The organism is Actinopolymorpha sp. B11F2 (assembly GCF_040195635.1).
In the GTDB taxonomy this organism is placed as follows: domain Bacteria; phylum Actinomycetota; class Actinomycetes; order Propionibacteriales; family Actinopolymorphaceae; genus Thermasporomyces.
This window is the reverse complement of the sequence record NZ_JBEFTX010000005.1, coordinates 39,469-57,575: the sequence shown is the minus strand read 5'-3', so window position 1 is coordinate 57,575 and position 18,107 is coordinate 39,469. Positions and strand designations below refer to the sequence as shown.

Here is an 18,107-nt window from a genome sequence, read left to right as displayed (position 1 = left end):
GTCGAACGCATTCTCGGTCCCGGTCCCGGCAGAGTCGACATGCACCACTACCGCCGCCGACACTAAGGCCGCGGTTGAGGTGAGATCGTCCGTTCGGTGAGGTCCGAAGGAACGACGGTCAGTTGGTCGCTGCGCCAGCGGCAGGCGTGCCGCCGGACTGCGTACCCAGGAAGAACTGGACGCTGCCCTGAGCGTCCACCTCGGCATCGAGGACCATCTGGTCGAGCATGGTCGACGCGCCTGCCTCGAGGAAGACGCGGGCACCCTGCTCCTCGACTACCTGGTCGCCATCGGTGGGTTCCGGGGCGACCGCAAGGCTGAGGCTCTGCTGGTCCTCAGGCTGCGCGGTGATGCGCAGTCCTGCGCTTCCGGGAAGCTCGGGGCTGTTCGTCAAGGACTGGATGACGAGCGCAGCGTTGTTGGTGAGCGCAAGCAAAATTGCTCCTCGGATTCGAGTGTGTGGAGATGGTGAACAGGCCCCACTCGAGAACGGCACGCGCGAACCGCACACTGCCGCGTAGGGGCCCTGGCCGGCTGGGCAGGTGGTGAATCACTCCCTGGTGCGTTGACTGCCGGTCATTCCACCCTTGCCCCTCATCGGCGCACAGTCAAACCCAGGGCCCGAGTTGGCGGGTCGCGGAAGCGGGATGATGGGGGAGTGACGACTACCAGTCCCCCCGAATCAGTCGCGTCTGCGCCCATATCCCCACGGTGGGGTATTCCCACCGTGGTCGCCGCGCTGTTGGGGTTCGTCGTACTGTCGTTCGGCGTGTCGGTCGCGCTGGTTGCGCTGGGAGCCGATCCGGTTACTGCCGGAATCGTCGCGACTCCGGTCGGTTGGCTTGCCTTGGCCGGGTTGCCGATCGTGATGTCGCTGCGGCGTGGGAACGGGCCGCGTTCGGACCTTGCGTGGCGGTTCCGCCCGGTCGACCTCGGAATCGGCGCGTTGGGCGGTCTGGTGGTCCTCGTCGCCGCCGTGGTGTTCGTTCTCGTCTATGTCCAGCTCACCGGCGACACTCCCACCTCGTCGCTGGGTGTCGCCGCAGGCGAAGCCCAGGCCGACTGGCAGGTCGTCGCTCTGGCCACGCTCGCGCTTGCCGCCCCGTTCGTCGAGGAGCTGCACTTTCGAGGAGCGTGGTGGTCGGCGCTCCGGCGGCGCGGGCTGGGTGGATGGCCAACCCTCCTGCTGACCGCGGGGCTGTTCGCCGTCATCCACCTCGAGCCGACGAGGGTCGCGCTGTTGTTCGCCGCCGGGTTGGCCGCCGGTTACGTCCGGCTCGTCACCGACCGGCTCGGTCCCGCCATCGTCGCGCATCTGCTCATCAACGGCATCGCCGTGATCGGGCTGCTGAGCCTGCTCTGACAGCCGGCCAAACCCCGCGCGGTGCCTGCTCTGACACGAGGGCTGGCGGCAGGTAAGAATGGCGGCGTGACCCTGTACGTTGACGAAGCGATCGTGCTGCGTACCCAGAAACTGGGCGAGGCTGACCGGATCATCACGATGTTGACCCGGCACCACGGTCGGGTACGCGCGGTCGCGAAGGGCGTCAGACGGACCACCTCACGCTTCGGCGCCCGCCTCGAGCCGTGTTCCTACGTCGAGGTCCAGCTGGCGGTGGGGCGCTCGCTCGACGTGGTGACGCAGGCGGAGACCCGCCGCCCCTATGCCGAGGCGATGTACGCCAACTACGGCCGCTACACCACAGCGGCGGCGATGCTCGAGACGGCCGAACGGTTCACCGCCGAGGAGCGGGAACCCGCCACCCAGCAGTTCCTGCTGCTCGTGGCGGCGCTCCGGTCGCTCGCCGAGGTGGCGCATGATCCGGGACTGATCCTAGACTCCTACCTGCTGCGATCTCTGGCGGTCGCGGGCTACGCAGCGTCGTTCGATGCCTGCGCACGGTGTGGGGTCGAGGGACCGCACCGCGCGTTCTCCCCGGCGGCGGGCGGCATGGTGTGCGCCGACTGTCGGCCCGCGGGGGTCGCGCTGCCGGCCGCGGAGACGGTGCAGCTCCTCGCGGCTCTGCTGACCGGTGAGTGGGAGGTGGCCGACGCCAGCGACGCCCGTCACCGCCGCGAGGCGACCGGCATGGTGTCGGCGTACCTCCAGTGGCATCTGGAACGCGCCCTCCGATCCCTCCCGCACGTCGAGCGATTGGAGCCGCCCGGGACCATGAGCACGGAGCCGCGCCCGACCATGAGCACGGAGCCGCGCCCGACCATGAGCACGGAGCGGGGCGGCGAGCGAGTGAGTGGAGTGGTCGGTGTGGAACGAGGTCGCGAGGGAGGGGCGTGCCGGGTGCCGGGGCCGGGTAGTGACGCGAGCATGGACACAGGCGTGGGCGCAGGATGAGCCCAGGAATGCGACGTCGCCGCCGTCCGCCGGTCCGGCCACGCCCGCCGGTCGTCCCACCCGACCGGCACCCGTCCGGCGCCCGGCCGCCGGAGATCCCAGTCGACCTCCTGCCGCGGCACGTGGCGCTGGTGATGGACGGCAACGGCCGTTGGGCGAAAGCGCGTGGCCTGCCGCGTACCCGTGGACACGAACGCGGCGAAGGCGCCCTCCTCGACGTGATCAAGGGTGCGATCGAGATCGGCGTGAAGACGCTCTCGGCCTACGCGTTCTCCACCGAGAACTGGAGTCGTTCCGCTGACGAGGTGCGGTTCCTGATGGGTTTCAACCGGGACGTGATCCACCGTAGGCGCGACGAACTCGACGCCATGGGCGTACGCATGCGCTGGGCGGGCCGGCGGCCGCGGTTGTGGAAGAGCGTCATCGCCGAGCTCGAGGAGGCCGCCGAGCGTACGCAGGACAATGACGTGATCACGTTGCAGTTCTGCGTCAACTATGGCGGCCGGGCGGAGATCGCCGATGCCGCGCGGGCGCTCGCCATGGATGTCGCGGCGGGAAAGGTTCGCGCCGACCGGGTGGACGAGCGGATGCTGGCGCGTTATCTCTACGAACCGGATCTCCCCGACGTCGACCTGTTCGTGCGTTCCTCGGGGGAGCAGCGGACCTCGAACTTCCTGCTCTGGCAGTCGGCGTACGCGGAGATGGTCTTCCTCGACACGTTGTTCCCGGACTTCGACCGGCGGGATCTGTGGCGGGCTATCGAGATCTATGCCCAACGGGACCGGCGTTTCGGTGGCGCCGAGCCCAACGTCGTCGACGGGAGCTCCTGACGTCGGGCGGGGCCGCCCTCGGTGATCATGCTCCGGCCCGCCGCCGCCGATAGGTTGAGCGGTCCCGGGCTGGTCGCTGTCACCGGGTCGCGCAGGTGCCGCAAGTGCCGAAGACCTCCACCGTGTGGGTGACGTCGACGAATCCGGCCTCGCCAGCCACGCGGTCGGCCCACCGCTCGACTGCCGGGCCCTGGACCTCCACGGTGCGCCCGCAGGACCGGCACACCAGATGGTGGTGGTGTCGGGAGGTCGCGCAGCGGCGGTAGACGGTCTCGCCGTCGGCGGTACGGATGGCGTCGACCTCGCCGGCGTCCGCGAGTGCGGCGAGGGTGCGGTAGACGGTCGTCAGTCCGACCGTCTCACCGCGCGATCGCAGCAGGGCATGGATGTCCTGCGCGCTGCGGAAGTCGTCGATTCCGTCGAGGACCTCGGCGACGGCAGCGCGCTGGCGGGTCGCCCGCAGCTTCGGCCCGGTGGTCACCTGGATACCTCCTCGATCGCCGGTCGCGGGTCCATTCTCGCCGACGGTCTCACGCCGGCGACGAGGCGTCCCGGAGAGCACTAATGCTCGTCGTAGTGCGCGCCGTGGACGGCATGGCGGTGCCCATCGTGGACGTAGTCGATGTGATCGTCATGGTCGATCGCAGGATGCCCGCACCCGGGGCCGTGCTGGTGGAGGTGATCCTCTGCCTCTCGATGGGGCCGCCGGAGCAGGGAGCGCAGCCCGGACGCCAACGCCATGACGATGAACACCGCGATCGCCGCCAGCACGATCGTGCCGCCCGAGGGCGTGTCGGCGTAGTACGACGCGCCGACGCCACCGACGCTCACGACCACGCCGATCACCATGGCCGTCGCGACGGTTCCGGCGAAGCTGCGACCGAGGCGCTGGGCGGAGGCGACCGGCACGATCATGAGCGCGCTGACGAGGAGGAGCCCGACGACCCGCATCGACACGACGACGGTCACGGCGACCATCACGGCGAGCACGACGTTGAGCCCGAGCACGGGCAGGCCACCGGTCCGGGCGTACTCCTCGTCGGCCCCGACCGCGAAGAACAGCCGGGCACCACCGATCGTCGTGACGAGCACGCCGATCGCGAGCGCGGCGAACACGACGAGGTCGGCCGGCGAGGTGGTCGTGATGGACCCGAACAGGAACGCGTTGAGGTTGGCCGGCGTGCTCCCGGGTGACTTGGCCATCAACACGACGCCGCCGGCAATGCCGCCGTAGAAGAGGACGGCCAGGGCGACGTCGCTGCTGGTGCGCCCCTTGGTCCGCATGAACTCGATCGCGAGCGCGCCGGCGATGGTCGCGGCGAGCGCGGTCCAGATCGGTGCGGTGTTGGTGAGGAGACCGACGCCCACGCCGGTGAGGGCGACGTGGCCCATGCCGTCGCCGATCAGTGCGAGCCGCCGCTGGACGAGGTAGACGCCGACCGCCGGTGCGGTGAGGCCGATCAACAGTGCGGCGAGCAGGGCCCGTTGCATGAAGTCGAACTGCAGGATCTCCATGGTCACCGGACGCTTCCGAGGCTGAGGACAGCCTCCGTCGGTGGCCCGTCGTAGCGGACCCGGCCATGGTCGACGACGACCGTACGCCTGACCAGGGCCGCGACCGGCGCGATCTCGTGGGTGGCGAGGAGCAACGTGACCCCGCCGGCGACCAGCGTGGACAGGGTGGCGGCGAGGATCTCCTGGTTGGGTGCGTCGACACCGGCGAACGGTTCGTCCATGACCAACAGGTCGGGCTGGCTCGCCAGGGCGCGGGCGATCAGGGCGCGGCGCTGCTGGCCGCCGGAGAGGGTGGACATCCGCTCGTGTGTCTTCTCGGCCAGCCCGACGGTCGCGATCGCGTCGGCCACGATGCCGCGGTCGCTTCCGGTCAGCCAGGGCCGCCACCGGTGGCTGACCAGGCGGCCGGTGCTCACGACCTCGCCGACGGTCGCGGGGACACCGCCGCCCACGGTCTGCCGTTGCGGGACGTAGCCGATCCGAGCCCGCTCGCCGAACCGCTCACCTGGAGTGCCGAAGAGCTCGAGCGAGCCGGCGGCGAGGGGGACGAGCCCCAGGATGGTGCGCAGCAGGGTCGACTTGCCGGAACCGTTCGGGCCGAGCAGTGCGACCACCTCGCCCGGGTGGACCTCGACGTCGATCCCACTGAGGACCGGCACGCCCGCGTAGCTCACCGCTCCGCCGAGGATCCGGACGACGGGACCTCCGCGCGCGGCGGTGCCTGCAGGCGGTGTGACCTGCGGCGCGGTGGTCGCGGACGACGGGTGGTCGTCGGGGGGCACTAGCAGTCCTGGCCCTTCTCCAGCGTGGCGAGATTGGCTCGCATGACGCTCAGGTAGTCGGTGCCGGCCGATTCGTCGGTGAGCCCTTCCAGCGGATCGAGGACGGCAACGTCGGCCCCGGTCTCCGTCGCCAGCGTGTCCGCGATCGACGGGTCGAGCAGTGTCTCGTAGTAGATCGTACGGACGTCGTGGCGGCGGACGAACGTCGCGACGGCACTGAGCTCGGCAGGCGACGGCTCCTGCTCGGGCGAGAGCCCGGCAATGCCTTCCTGCTCGAGGTCGTAGCGGGCGGCGAGGTACCCGAACGCCGCGTGACTGGTCACCAGCTCGCGGTTCGTGCACCTCGCTAGGCCGGTGGCGAACTCCTCGTCCAGCGCCTCCAGGTCCGCGCGGAGCTCGCCGGCGTTGCGTTCGTACGCCTGAGCGTGGTCGGGGTCGAGGGTGGCCAGGCGTTCGGCGATCCCTTCGCCCACCCCGGCGAGGCGTACCGGGTCGAGCCAGAAGTGGGGGTCGGGCGCTCCTTGGGCCTCGTTGTCCGCGTGGCCTTCTTCCCCGTCCTCGTGAGCGTCCTCGTGAGCGTCCTCATGTACGTCCGAGGCGGCCGGTCGGGTCAGCTTGGCCAGGGTGGTGACGTCGAGGCTGTGGTCGCCCGCCACCTGCGCGATGCTGTCGTCGACCGCGGGTTGGAACCCGTTCAGGTAGATGACGAGCCCGGCCTCCTCGATCGTCGCGACGTCTCGGGGCGTGAGCTCGAGGTCGTGCGGCTCTGCGCCGGGTTTGGTGAGGTTCGTGACGTCGGCGTGGGATCCGGCGATCCGTTCCGCTGCGTACTGCAACGGGTAGAAGGCCGTGACCACCGCCAGTTTGTCGCTGGCTCCGGGGGCTCCTTCGCTATCGGTTCCGCAGCCGGCGACTCCCCCCAGGACGACCAGGAGGACGCCCGCGCAGGCTCCGACCAGCACTCCGCGGCCCCGAGACCGCCTCCACCCTAAGAACATGAGAATCATTGTCAATTAGGGCGACCGGTATGTCAACCGCTCCCGCGGCCGGGGCACTCAGGGCAGGAGGCTCAGGACAAGGGCCACGACCGCGAGTCCGAGGGCGACGACCCTGAACACCCGGCGAAGGCGATCGCCGTGATGCCAGGCGAGATAGGCCACCCAGCCCATCACCAGGACGAGGGCGGCCAGGCACACCGAGCTGTAGGGCCGGGGAGCCGTCAGGCCGCCGAGAAGAAGCGCGACCGGGATGAGCGCGACGAGCCACCGCGGCAGGGTGTGCAGGCGGACGAGGAGGGGATAGCTCACCTTCTCGACACGCGCCCGGAACCCGCTCGCTGCCGGAGCGGCCGAGGTGGTGCGCGACTGACGTGGCGAGTGGGGCCCGCTGGACACGGTTCTCCTGACATCAGGTCGGGTCGGGCGCCTGGGCCGGCGCCTCTCACTCCGATCTTCCCCCACAGGCTGTCCGAACCCTGCGTCAGGTGCGGCAACGTCCCGGTAACCTGTGCAGTTCCGCGTACCCCGCCGACACCCAGCCGGATGGAGCGACCACGTGCCAGCCGACCGCATCGACACCCTCGTCAGTCTCTGCAAGCGTCGCGGTTTCGTTTTTCCCTGCGGGGAGATCTACGGCGGTACCCGGTCGGCGTGGGACTACGGCCCACTCGGCGTCGAGCTCAAGGACAACATCCGGACGCAGTGGTGGCGGTGCATGGTCCGCTCCCGCGACGACGTGGTCGGGCTCGACTCGTCGGTGATCCTGCCGCGGGCGGTGTGGGAGGCGTCCGGGCACGTCGAGGCGTTCGTCGATCCCCTGACCGAGTGCCAGAGCTGCCACCGCAGGTTCCGGGCCGACCACCTCGAGGAGGCGCATGCGGCCAAGCATGGGACGCCGCCCGCCGGTGACCTCGCCGACGTCGCCTGCCCGGTGTGCGGCACGACCGGTGCCTTCACCGAGCCGCGGATGTTCAACGGCCTGCTCAGGACCCATCTCGGTGCGGTCGACCCGGGTGACGAGCGGTCCCACAGCGGGGGATCCGGCGCCGGCACCGGTCTGCACTTCCTCCGGCCGGAGACCGCGCAGGGGATCTTCGTCAACTTCGCGACCGTCATGGCCTCGGCGCGTCGCAAGCCGCCGTTCGGGATCGCCCAGACGGGTAAGAGCTTCCGCAACGAAATCACGCCGAGCAACTTCATCTTCCGTACGCGGGAGTTCGAACAGATGGAGATGGAGTACTTCGTCGAACCGGGAACCGATGAGGAGTGGCACGACTACTGGCTCAAGACCCGGTGGGACTGGTACGTCGGCCTCGGCATCGATCCCGACAACCTGAGGTTCTACGAGCATCCCAAGGAGAAGCTCTCGCACTACTCCAAGCGGACGGTCGACATCGAGTACCGCTTCCGCTTCGGTGGCGAGGAGTTCGCCGAGCTCGAGGGGATCGCCAACCGCACCGACTTCGATCTGACGACGCACGCCAAGCACTCTGGCGCCGACCTGTCCTACTTCGACCAGGACAAGGGCGAGCGTTGGACGCCGTACGTCATCGAACCGGCAGCCGGGCTGACCCGCGCATTCCTGGCGTTCCTGCTCGACGCCTACACCGAGGACGAGGCGCCGAACGCCAAAGGCAAGCTGGAGAAGCGGACCGTCCTACGCCTCGACCGCCGGCTGGCTCCGGTGAAGGCGGCGGTCCTGCCGTTGTCCCGCAATGCGGACCTGTCGCCACGGGCCAGGGAGCTGGCGGCACAGCTGCGTACGTGCTGGAATGTGGACTTCGACGATGCCGGTGCGATCGGACGCCGGTACCGTCGTCAGGACGAGATCGGTACGCCGTACTGTGTGACAGTTGATTTCGAGACCTTGGAGGATCTCTGCGTGACGGTGCGTGAGCGCGACTCGATGGCGCAGGAGCGGGTGTCCCTGGACCGGGTCGGGGGATATCTCGCCGAGCGTCTCGCCGGCTGCTGAGTCCTCCTTTCCTCTGCTGTGGTGACACGACTGCTGTGATGACACGACGAGCACGTATCTGCCGGGTTGCGGGTGTGGGTCTGTTGGTGTGGGTCCTCGCGCTCGTGACGGGCTGCGCCCTCCAGGCAGCTGGTTCTGAGCTCCGGCTCCCGCCCGACAAGTCCGAGAGCACGCCGCACAAGGGTGACACGTCGCCGCGTCGGGTCGCCCAACCCATGTCCAGCACGCCGGCGAGTGTGAAGCCGAAGAAGCGCAAGTCGGCGGCCCCGACGGTCACCATGTCGCCGCTGCCCCAACCTGAGGAGACGTTCGCGACTCCGCGGATGCCGAAGCCACCGGCGAAGTCCGACACCGAACTCACCCGGATCGCGTACCAGCTCAAGACCGAGGTGTGGAAGTCCGCGGGCGTGGTCGATCCGAAGACCACCAAGGCCGACTGCACCGTGTCGGAGAACGACATCATCCAGGTGGGCACCTACAACTTCAGCTGTGACGTGTCGCTGTGGGGATCCTCGACCAGGTTCGGCGTCCGCGCGAAGGTGAGCCGATCGGAGGTCCAGGCGAGCTGGACGGCCAAGCGGCTGCCGGTCTCGGAGCAGAAGGCGATCTACGAAGCGACCCGGCAGTCGTTCAAGCCGGCTCGCGTGACCTGCGACATCATCGGCCTCGAGCTCGTCGAGGTCGGCAACCGGAACGCCTTCACCTGCTGGGTCACCGACGTCTACAACGAGGCGGTGACCTACCGCGGAGAGCTCCTGCCCACAGGGGCGCTCGCGTTGCGGCCGGAGTCCTGAGTCCCTGAGCTCCGGCATCGGGGGACGGGACACAATGTGGGCATGCGAGCAGCAACCCCGGCGCTGACTGTCGGCCGGCACCGTGTGGACCCGCCGGTCGTCCTCGCTCCCATGGCCGGCGTGACGAACGCGGCGTTCCGGACGCTGTGTCGGGAACAGGCTGAGGCGGCCGGGACCGCGGGGCCGTCGCGGAACGGGAAGGGCGCTGCGCCGGCGGCGGGGCTGTACGTCTGCGAGATGATCACCTCCCGCGGGCTGGTCGAGGGCGACGAGTCGACCCGGCGGATGCTGGCGTTCGATCCGGGGGAGGCGGTCCGGTCGGTCCAGCTCTACGGCGTGGACCCGCGCTATGTCGGCGAGGCGACCCGGATCCTGTGCGGGGAGTACGACGTCAGCCACGTCGACCTCAACTTCGGCTGTCCGGTGCCCAAGGTGACCCGCAAGGGTGGCGGGGCCGTCCTGCCCTGGAAACGCGGCCTCCTCGACGCCATCCTCCGGGCTGCGGTCGAGGCGGCGCGGCCCTACGGCGTGCCCGTCACCATGAAGACCCGCAAGGGGATCGACGACGACCACCTGACCTACCTCGACGCGGGCCGGATCGCCGAGCAGGCCGGCTGCGCGGCGATCGCCCTGCACGGGCGTACGGCCGCGCAGCACTACAGCGGCGAGGCCGACTGGGACGCCATCGGTGCGCTCGTCGCCCACGTCGGCATCCCGGTGCTCGGCAACGGCGACATCTGGGAGGCCGCCGACGCGGTTCGCATGGTCGAGCACTCCGGCTGCGCGGGAGTGGTGGTCGGGCGCGGGTGTCTCGGCCGGCCGTGGCTCTTCCGCGACCTGGCGACGGTCTTCGCCGGCGAGCCCGCGACGGTGCTGCCGGCCTTGGGTGAGGTGTCCCGCGTGATGCGGCGGCACGTCGGGTTGCTCGTCGAGGACATGGGCGAGGACCGGGCCTGCCGGGAGTTCCGCAAGCACGTCTCCTGGTATCTCAAGGGTTTCGCCGTACGCCAGCACCTCCGCAGCGCCCTCGCCCTCGTCTCCACCCTGGCCGAGCTCGACGCGTTGCTGGCCGAGCTGGACGCCGATCAGCCGTTTCCGCAGGCGGCTCTGGGACTACCGCGCGGGCGGCAGGGGAGTCCGCGGCCGGTGACCCTGCCCGCGGGTTGGTTGTCGGACCGGGACGGCGTGGGCGCCGACCTCGCCGCCGCAGAGGTCGGGATCTCCGGCGGCTGACAGCCGCCGCCGGCGCTTTCCTCCACCCTTCTGCCTTCGCATGTCAGATGTTGGCCGCGCCATGATCGGCTAAGGCCTCGCCGAGGCGTTGATCGGCGCCCATCCTGGAGGACCCGACCCGAACGCCGAAGCGCATCCGAACGAACACCGTGCGTTCGCGACGGGCTTTCCGAAGAAGCCGAAGCGACGCGGAGGTGGAAGCGTGTCCCCAACGAACGACCGATCCGACGGCCTTGGCAGGCGGACGTTTCTCGCCGGCAGTCTGGCCGCCGGGTCCCTTCTCGGGGCCGGAGTGCCGGCACATGCCGCGGAGAAGGTACCGCCGATCTACGCCCGCATGTACCCCTTCACCCTGGGGGTTGCGTCGGGGGACCCCAGCCATGACGGGTTCGTGTTGTGGACCCGGCTTGCTCCCGAACCCCTTGCCGACGACGGACTGGGCGGCATGCCGGACGCCACGGTGCCGGTGCAGTGGCAGGTCGCGAAGGACGACCGGTTCAGCGACATCGTCGCGTCGGGCAGCGTCACGTCCCGCCCGGAAGATGCGCACAGCGTCCACATCGAGCTCGACAGCCTCGACCCGGGGCGCGACTACTGGTACCGGTTCAAGGTGGCGTCGCACCTCTCGCCGGTCGGGCGTACCCGGACCGCACCCGAGCCGGGCGTACTCGCGCAGCATCTGACGGTGTGCCTGGCGTCCTGCCAGCACTACGAGTCGGGTTTCTACGCCGCCCATCGCGGCATCGCCGACGACATGCCCGATCTCGTGCTGCACCTCGGCGACTACCAGTACGAGTCGGCGGGTGTCGCCGGTCGCCCGCGCCTGCACGCCGGGCCGGAGACCACCACGCTCGCCAACTACCGGCAGCGTTATGCGCAGTACAAGACCGATCCCGACCTGCAGGCCGCGCACGCGGCGGCACCGTGGCTCGTCGTCCTGGACGACCACGAGATCGACAACAACTGGGCCGACGAAGTGCCGCAGGATCCGCACCTGCAGCCGCCGGAGGTGTTCCTGCCCCGGCGGGAGGCCGCGTTCAAGGCGTACTGGGAGAACATGCCGCTGCGCCGCAGGTCGATCCCGGTCGGCATCGACATGCAGCTCTACCGCACGGTCCAGTGGGGGCGGTTGGCGTCGTTCCACATGCTCGACACGCGGCAGTTCCGCGACGACCAGGGATGTGGGGACGGCTACAAGGACTGCCCGGCGTCGGTCGATCCGGCGCGGTCGATCACCGGCGCGGAGCAGGAGGCCTGGCTGATCGAGAGCTTCCACCGGTCGCGGGCGCGTTGGGACGTGCTCGGCCAGCAGGTGTTCTTCGGCCAGCGTGACAACAACGCCGACAGCCTGGTCAAGGTGACGAGCCAGGACGCGTGGGACGGCTACGTCGCCTCGCGGCAGCGGATCACGCAAGGCTGGGTCGACGCGGGAGTGCGCAACCCCGTCGTGGTCACCGGCGACGTCCACGCCAACTGGGCGAGCGACCTGAAGCTCGACTACGACGACCCGACGTCGGCCACGGTCGGGTCGGAGTTCGTGACGACGTCCATCTCCTCCGGTGGTGACGGCTTCGACTCTGACCCGAACGAGCACCCCTTCCTGCAGATCAATCCGCACCTGCGGTTCTACAACAACCTGCGGGGTTACGTGCGGTTGACGGTCACCCCGGACCAGATGCAGGGCGACTACCGGGTCGTGCCGTACGTCAGCCAGCCGGGCGCCACCCCGTTCACCCGCGCGTCGTTCGTCGTCCAGGACGGAGAGCCGGGGCTGCACCAGGTCGCGGACAACCCGACGCCGGTGCGTGCGGCCTCCGCGCCCGACACTCCACAGGAGTGGATCGACTACACGGTCTACGAGGAGACCAGGCGCTACACCTGAGTGGGCCACCCCCGCCTTCCCCACGATGCACGGCACATTCACCGTGCATCGTGGGGAAGTGCCGTGCACCGTCCCCGTGCGTGGCTGCCCGGTCGAGCTCGAGACGTCGTACGTCCGTAACTGGACGCACCGCAGCCAACCGGTCATCTGGTCGTCGCCGGCGCCTCACGATCACGCCATGTGCTGGGGATCTTGCCCGCCGATGCTGAGCACTCCGAGCCAATCTCGCGGAGGTGCTCAGTGCCCGAACACGATGGGCCCCAGCATGACCACACGCCCCATGACGTGGGTCGCCGTATCCTGCTGATCGGTGGACTCGCCGCCGGAACTTCTCTCGCGTTGCCCCAGGTGGCGAACGCGGCGCGGCCGAGCGCCGTCACCCTGGACCCGTTCACCCTGGGAGTCGCGTCGGGTGACCCGGGCCCGGACGGATTCGTCATCTGGACCCGGCTCGCCGTCAACCCAGTCGCCGAAGACGGGCTCGGCGGCATGCCGGACGCCGCGATCGACGTGCAGTGGCAGGTGGCGGCCGACGAGCGGTTCCGTCGGGTCGTCCGGTCGGGTTCGGCGAGCGCCCGCCCGTCGTCGGCGCACGCCGTGCATGTGGAGGTGACACGGCTGGAACCCGGCCGTGAGTACTGGTACCGCTTCCGGGTGGGTCGCTTCGTGTCCCGTGTCGGGCGGGCGTTGACCGCTCCGTCGCCGGACAGCCTGGTGTCGTCGCTCGCGATGGCGTTCGTGTCGTGCTCGCAGTACGAGCACGGGTACTTCACGGCGTACAAGAGACTTGCCGAGGATCGCCCCGAGCTCGTACTGCACCTTGGGGACTACCAGTACGAATACCGGGCCGGCGTGTACGTCGCACCGGGCGGGAACCCGCGCGACCACGAGGGCCCGGAGACGGAGACGCTGGCCAACTACCGGCAACGGCATGCGCAGTACAAGTCCGACCCGGACCTGCAGGACGCACACGCGGTTGCACCCTGGCTCGTCGTCTGGGACGACCACGAGCTGGACAACAACTGGGCCGACGAGGTGTACGAGAAGCCGGAGATCCCGCAGCCGAACTTCCTTGCCCGGAGGGCGGCGGCGTTCCAGGCGTACTACGAGAACATGCCGCTGCGCCGCTCGTCCGTGCCGCGCGGGATCGACCTGCAGCTCTACCGGCGGATCCGCTGGGGTCGGCTGGCGACGTTCCACCTGCTCGACACCCGGCAGTACCGCGACGACCAGGGTTGCGGCGACGGCTACAAGGATTGCCCGGCCGCGGTCGACCCCTCGCGGTCGATCACCGGTGCGGAGCAGGAGGAGTGGCTCATCGACGGGTTCCACCGGTCGCGCGCCCGCTGGGACGTGCTCGGTCAGCAGGTCTTCTTCGCCCAACGCGACAACAACAACGGTCCGGCGAAGGTCACCAGCATGGACGCCTGGGACGGCTACGTCGCCTCGCGGCAGCGGATCACGCAAGGCTGGGTTGACGCTGGCGTCCGCAACCCGGTCGTGCTCACCGGCGACGTGCACGCGCACTGGGCGAGCGACCTCAAGCTGGACTACGACGACCCGACCTCGACGACGGTCGGCTCCGAGCTCGTGTGCAGCTCGATCACGTCGGGCGGCAACGGGGCGGACTCGATCCCGGGCGACCATCCGTTCCTGCAGATCAACCCGCACCTGCGGTTCTACAACAACCTGCGCGGCTACGTGCGGACGACGATCACGCCGGAGGAGATGCGGGCGGACTTCCGTTGCCTGCCGTACGTCCAGGAGCCGGGGGCGGAGGTCTTCACGCGGGCGTCGTTCGCGATCGAGGACGGCAAGCCTGGCCTGCACCAGGTGGCCGACCGACCGCCGAGCACGGCCGTTCGGGCGCGGTCGGCCGACGCTGATCCCGCGCAGGTGATCGCCGACACAGTGGCGTGGGAGACCGAACGCCCGTGACGTGGGGGAGCGGGCCGATCGCTCCCGTTGGATGAGGGCGCCCCTCACGCAAGGGGCGCCCTCATCCAACGGCGGTTGGTCGGAACGGTGGTTGGCCCGACAGCGGTTGGTCAGACGGCGGTAGTGTCGACACCGTGGGAAGGACCGCCCCTCGCACCGACACCGGACTCTTCGGGCCGGGGTCGGTCACCTGGCGGGTGCACACCGAGCCCATCCTCTGGGTCGCCGGACTCCGGGCTCTCTACCTGCAGTCGCTCTATCCGCGGGTGATGCGGGCGACCTACCAGAACTCCGCGCTCTTCGACCGCAAGCGCGCGTGGGCGCGGTTCCTGCGTACGGCCGAGTTCGTGACGGTCCGCACCTACGGCACGTCCGCCGAGGTCGAACGCGCGGCCGCCCGCGTCCGCGCCATCCACGCGGCCCTCACCGGCTACGACCCCGACACCGGTGAGACCTTCCGACTCGACGAACCCGAAGGCCTGCTCTGGGTCCACTGCGCGGAGATCGACTCCTACGTCGACATCGCGCGGCGATCCGGAGCACTCCGCACCGACGCCGACGCCGACACCTACGTGGCGGAGAGCCGCCGTGCCGCCGAGGTGATCGGAATAAAGCGCGAGGACGCCCCGGCCTCCCGCGCCGCTCTTGCCGACTTCTTCGCCGAGATCCGCCCGAAGTTGTACGCATGTACCGAAGCCCGGCGCGGCCTGGTCCACAGCTTCCATCCGCCGCTGCCGTGGAAACTGGCGCCCCTGCGACTGGGCGTTCCGTCGCTCAACGTCCTCGCGTTCTCCTCGCTGCCGGGGTGGGCGCGGCGGCTCTACGGTGTACCCGCGCTGCCGGCGAGCGACCTCGCGACCACGGTCACCTTGCGGATGGTGCGCCAGGCGACCGGCATTCTGCCCCGACCGGAGATTCCCACCCAAGCCTGACCTTCTCCTTTCGGGCCGCCGGTTGTTTCCGCACTGGCTCGTCGAAAAGATCTGGCAGCGCATTCTCCTGGCATTACTGTCGTAGCTGCTGAGCCGTTGTGTGCACCCGCAGCTGCGGCGCAGAGGGGGTTGCGTGTCATGTACACCTATGACTTTTCCCACGGCAACAAGGACATGAAGGACCTTCTCGGCGGGAAAGGCGCGAACCTCGCCGAGATGACCAGGCTCGGCCTTCCGGTACCCCCTGGATTCACGATCACCACCGAAGCCTGCCGCGTCTACCTCGAAACCGGAAAAGAACCGCTCGAACTCCGCGACGAGGTGACCGCACACCTTCATGCGGTGGAAAGAACGCTGAGCAGGACTCTCGGCGACCCGCGCGATCCCTTGCTGGTCTCCGTACGCTCGGGTGCGAAGTTCTCCATGCCCGGCATGATGGACACGGTTCTCAACATCGGCCTCACCGACGACTCCGTCCACGGCTTGGCCGCACGCGCACATGACGAACGCTTCGCGTGGGACTCCTATCGCCGGCTCGTCCAGATGTACGGAAAGACGGTGCTCGGAATTGACGGCGCCCGATTCGATGCCGCACTCGACAAGGCGAAATCGGAACGAAGGGCGGCCCACGACATCGACCTGGACACCGACGCCTTGAGAGATCTGGTGGCGGCGTACAAACGCATTGTCGAAGACGAGACCGGACATGAATTCCCGCAGAATCCACGTGACCAACTCGACGCCGCCGTCCGAGCGGTATTCGACAGCTGGAACGCACCACGCGCGGTGACCTATCGCCGGCAGGAAAGCATTCCGGCCGACCTCGGCACGGCGGTCAACGTGGTCGCGATGGTGTTCGGCAACCTGGGCGGGGATTCGGGCACCGGTGTGGCGTTCACCCGTGACCCGGCATCGGGCGCGCGCGGAATCTACGGCGACTATCTGCCCAACGCGCAGGGTGAGGACGTCGTCGCCGGAATCCGGAACACCCTGCCGCTGACGGAGCTGGCCCATATCGATCGCCGCTGCTACGACGAACTGCTCGCCATCATGTCGACGCTCGAAGGTCATTACCGCGACCTGTGCGACATCGAGTTCACCATCGAGCGCGGCAAGCTCTGGATGCTCCAGACCAGGGTCGGCAAGCGCACGGCGGGGGCGGCGTTCCGGATCGCCACCCAGCTCGTCGACGAGGGACTGATCGACGACGACGAGGCGTTGCGCAGGGTCGACGGCGAGCAGCTGGCCCAGCTGATGTTCCCGCGCTTCGACGGCGGCGCCGAGCGACACCGGATCGCCCGCGGGATGAACGCCTCGCCAGGTGCGGCCGTCGGCCGGGCGGTGTTCTCCACGATGACGGCCGTGGAGAGGGCGCGCGCTGGCGAGGATGTCATCCTCGTCCGCCGCGAGACGACACCGGACGACCTCGACGGCATGATCGCGGCGCGCGGCATCCTCACCAGCAGAGGCGGCAAGACCTCGCACGCGGCGGTCGTCGCACGCGGCATGGGCAAGACGTGCGTGTGCGGTGCGGACCAGCTCGAGGTCGACACGTCGGGGCGGTTCTTCACCGCACGCGGCGGCGTCGAGGTGCGCGAGGGCGACGTGATCTCGCTCGACGGAACGACCGGGGAAGTCTTCCTGGGCGAGGTTCCTGTCGTCGACTCGCCGGTGATGCGGTACTTCGAGAGCGAGCTTGACCCCGGCAGCGACGAAGCCGACGACCTGGTTCGCGCCGTCCACCGGATCATGACCATCGCGGACGCCCGTCGCCGTCTGGCCGTGCGGGCGAACGCCGACCTGCCACCCGACGCGATCCGCGCCCGCTCGATGGGTGCGGGCGGGATCGGCCTGTGTCGTACGGAGCACATGTTCCTCGGCGAGCGACGCGGGTATGTCGAGCGGCTCATCCTGGCCGAGACCGACCAGGAACGGGAGGAGGCGCTGGCGGCGTTGCTGCCGCTGCAGCGGGAGGACTTCGCGGGCGTACTGGAGGCCATGGACGGACTGCCGGTGACCGTACGCCTGCTCGACCCGCCCTTGCACGAGTTCCTGCCCGACCTGACGGAGCTGTCGGTCCGGGTGGCGACGGCGGAGGCTCGTCGCGACGAGCCTGGTGAAACCGGCGGCCCGGCCAGCTCCGACCGGCGGATGCTCACCGCGGTGCGCAGGCTGCACGAACAGAACCCCATGCTGGGCCTGCGTGGCGTCCGCCTCGGCCTGGTCGTCCCCGGGTTGTACGCGATGCAGGTGCGGGCTTTGACGGAGGCGGCGGCCGCCCGTGCCCAGGCGGGCGGCGATCCCCGGGTCGAGATCATGATCCCGCTGGTCGGCGCCGTGCAGGAGTTGGAGCTGATGCGCGAGGAAGCTCTCCGCGCGATCCACGAGGTCCTGGAACGCTGGGGCCTCACCCTGCCGATCCCGATCGGGACGATGATCGAGCTTCCGCGTGCGGCGTTGACGGCGGGTCGGATCGCCTCGGCCGCGGAGTTCTTCTCCTTTGGTACGAACGACCTCACGCAGACCGTCTGGGGCCTGTCCCGCGATGACGTGGAGAGCGAGTTCTTCCCGGCCTACCTCGACCGGGGGATCTTCGGGGTGTCGCCGTTCGAGTCGCTCGACGTCGAGGGGGTCGGCCGGCTGGTACTCCTTGCCAGTGCGGAGGGCCGGGCGGCGCGGGCCGACCTCGAGATCGGCGTGTGCGGCGAGCACGGCGGCGACCCTGCGTCGGTGCACTTCTTCCATCAGGCAGGGCTGGACTACGTGTCCTGCTCGCCGTTCCGGGTGCCTGTCGCCCGGCTGGAGGCGGGGCGGGCGGCTGTCCTCGCAGAGACCGACGCCTCGACCGGAACGGCCTGAGGCACGGTGAGCTCAC

Annotated in this window: 16 protein-coding genes; 10 read left to right on the top strand and 6 right to left on the bottom strand. The window is 69.4% G+C overall.

The window, feature by feature from the left end; all coding sequences use genetic code 11:
* Nucleotides 1–118: 118 nt before the first annotated feature.
* Complete coding sequence (locus ABN034_RS11165; protein ID WP_349327663.1) at nucleotides 119–436, bottom strand: Fe-S cluster assembly protein HesB; 318 nt, start codon at nucleotides 434–436, stop codon at nucleotides 119–121.
* Nucleotides 437–727: 291 nt separating this feature from the next.
* Between ABN034_RS11165 and ABN034_RS11160 the strand changes: the two genes are divergently transcribed.
* The 3 genes from ABN034_RS11160 to ABN034_RS11150 all read left to right on the top strand — a co-directional run bounded on the left by ABN034_RS11160 (nucleotide 728) and on the right by ABN034_RS11150 (nucleotide 3,183).
* Complete coding sequence (locus ABN034_RS11160) at nucleotides 728–1,363, top strand: CPBP family intramembrane glutamic endopeptidase (RefSeq protein WP_349690923.1); 636 nt, start codon at nucleotides 728–730, stop codon at nucleotides 1,361–1,363.
* A gap of 66 nt (nucleotides 1,364–1,429) precedes the next feature.
* The gene (gene recO / locus ABN034_RS11155) at nucleotides 1,430–2,353 is read left to right on the top strand and encodes a DNA repair protein RecO (RefSeq protein ID WP_349690922.1); all 924 of its coding nucleotides are present in this window, start codon (nucleotides 1,430–1,432) and stop codon (nucleotides 2,351–2,353) included.
* Nucleotides 2,354–2,361: 8 nt separating this feature from the next.
* Nucleotides 2,362–3,183, top strand: coding sequence for an isoprenyl transferase (locus ABN034_RS11150; protein WP_349327666.1), 822 nt, complete (start codon nucleotides 2,362–2,364; stop codon nucleotides 3,181–3,183).
* 79 nt (nucleotides 3,184–3,262) lie between these two features.
* Here ABN034_RS11150 and ABN034_RS11145 read toward each other — a convergent pair whose 3' ends face one another.
* From ABN034_RS11145 to ABN034_RS11125, 5 genes are all read right to left on the bottom strand, one after another.
* A complete protein-coding gene (locus ABN034_RS11145) occupies nucleotides 3,263–3,664 on the bottom strand; it encodes a Fur family transcriptional regulator (RefSeq protein WP_349690921.1) in 402 nt (133 codons plus the stop codon).
* A gap of 80 nt (nucleotides 3,665–3,744) precedes the next feature.
* A complete protein-coding gene (locus tag ABN034_RS11140) occupies nucleotides 3,745–4,698 on the bottom strand; it encodes a metal ABC transporter permease (RefSeq protein WP_349691214.1) in 954 nt (317 codons plus the stop codon).
* A gap of 2 nt (nucleotides 4,699–4,700) precedes the next feature.
* Nucleotides 4,701–5,480, bottom strand: coding sequence for a metal ABC transporter ATP-binding protein (locus ABN034_RS11135; protein ID WP_349690920.1), 780 nt, complete (start codon nucleotides 5,478–5,480; stop codon nucleotides 4,701–4,703).
* Complete coding sequence (locus ABN034_RS11130) at nucleotides 5,480–6,337, bottom strand: metal ABC transporter substrate-binding protein (RefSeq protein ID WP_349690919.1); 858 nt, start codon at nucleotides 6,335–6,337, stop codon at nucleotides 5,480–5,482. Before ABN034_RS11130 ends, ABN034_RS11135 begins: the two co-directional genes overlap by 1 nt.
* Nucleotides 6,338–6,535: 198 nt before the next feature.
* Entirely contained in the window at nucleotides 6,536–7,051 is a 516-nt protein-coding gene (locus ABN034_RS11125) for a DUF6703 family protein (RefSeq protein ID WP_349690918.1), read from the bottom strand.
* On the opposite strand from ABN034_RS11125, the gene ABN034_RS11120 reads away from it, so the two are divergent.
* The 7 genes from ABN034_RS11120 (at nucleotide 7,035) to ppdK (ending at nucleotide 18,091) form a co-directional block, all read left to right on the top strand.
* Nucleotides 7,035–8,453 carry a glycine--tRNA ligase gene (locus tag ABN034_RS11120; RefSeq protein ID WP_349690917.1) on the top strand — a complete coding sequence of 473 codons (1,419 nt, stop codon included), beginning with the start codon at nucleotides 7,035–7,037 and terminating at the stop codon, nucleotides 8,451–8,453. The two genes, ABN034_RS11125 and ABN034_RS11120, sit on opposite strands and share 17 nt — an antisense overlap.
* Before the next feature lie 38 nt (nucleotides 8,454–8,491).
* Nucleotides 8,492–9,247, top strand: coding sequence for a hypothetical protein (locus ABN034_RS11115; protein WP_349690916.1), 756 nt, complete (start codon nucleotides 8,492–8,494; stop codon nucleotides 9,245–9,247).
* 42 nt (nucleotides 9,248–9,289) lie between these two features.
* The gene (dusB, locus tag ABN034_RS11110; RefSeq protein WP_349690915.1) at nucleotides 9,290–10,480 is read left to right on the top strand and encodes a tRNA dihydrouridine synthase DusB; all 1,191 of its coding nucleotides are present in this window, start codon (nucleotides 9,290–9,292) and stop codon (nucleotides 10,478–10,480) included.
* A gap of 202 nt (nucleotides 10,481–10,682) precedes the next feature.
* Nucleotides 10,683–12,362, top strand: a complete 1,680-nt coding sequence (locus tag ABN034_RS11105) for an alkaline phosphatase D family protein (protein WP_349690914.1) — start codon at nucleotides 10,683–10,685, stop codon at nucleotides 12,360–12,362.
* Nucleotides 12,363–12,647: 285 nt separating this feature from the next.
* Nucleotides 12,648–14,300 carry an alkaline phosphatase D family protein gene (locus ABN034_RS11100; protein WP_349690913.1) on the top strand — a complete coding sequence of 551 codons (1,653 nt, stop codon included), beginning with the start codon at nucleotides 12,648–12,650 and terminating at the stop codon, nucleotides 14,298–14,300.
* Between the two features lie 134 nt (nucleotides 14,301–14,434).
* Nucleotides 14,435–15,232 (top strand): oxygenase MpaB family protein, encoded by a 798-nt coding sequence (locus tag ABN034_RS11095; protein WP_349690912.1) that lies wholly within the window; start codon nucleotides 14,435–14,437, stop codon nucleotides 15,230–15,232.
* Between the two features lie 138 nt (nucleotides 15,233–15,370).
* Nucleotides 15,371–18,091: a pyruvate, phosphate dikinase gene (ppdK, locus tag ABN034_RS11090; RefSeq protein WP_502879007.1), complete on the top strand. Its 2,721-nt coding sequence runs from the start codon at nucleotides 15,371–15,373 to the stop codon at nucleotides 18,089–18,091.
* Nucleotides 18,092–18,107: the final 16 nt, after the last annotated feature.

Bases quoted from the DNA above. Each gene is read 5' to 3' on its own strand.
- ppdK (WP_502879007.1), top strand. From the start codon at position 15,371: ATGTACACCTATGACTTTTCCCACGGCAACAAGGACATGAAGGACCTT.
- ABN034_RS11150 (WP_349327666.1), top strand. From the start codon at position 2,362: ATGCGACGTCGCCGCCGTCCGCCGGTCCGGCCACGCCCGCCGGTCGTC.
- ABN034_RS11115 (WP_349690916.1), top strand. From the start codon at position 8,492: ATGACACGACGAGCACGTATCTGCCGGGTTGCGGGTGTGGGTCTGTTG.
- dusB (WP_349690915.1), top strand. From the start codon at position 9,290: ATGCGAGCAGCAACCCCGGCGCTGACTGTCGGCCGGCACCGTGTGGAC.
- ABN034_RS11140 (WP_349691214.1), bottom strand. From the start codon at position 4,698: ATGGAGATCCTGCAGTTCGACTTCATGCAACGGGCCCTGCTCGCCGCA.
- ABN034_RS11125 (WP_349690918.1), bottom strand. From the start codon at position 7,051: ATGCGGTCGGCTGGCACGTGGTCGCTCCATCCGGCTGGGTGTCGGCGG.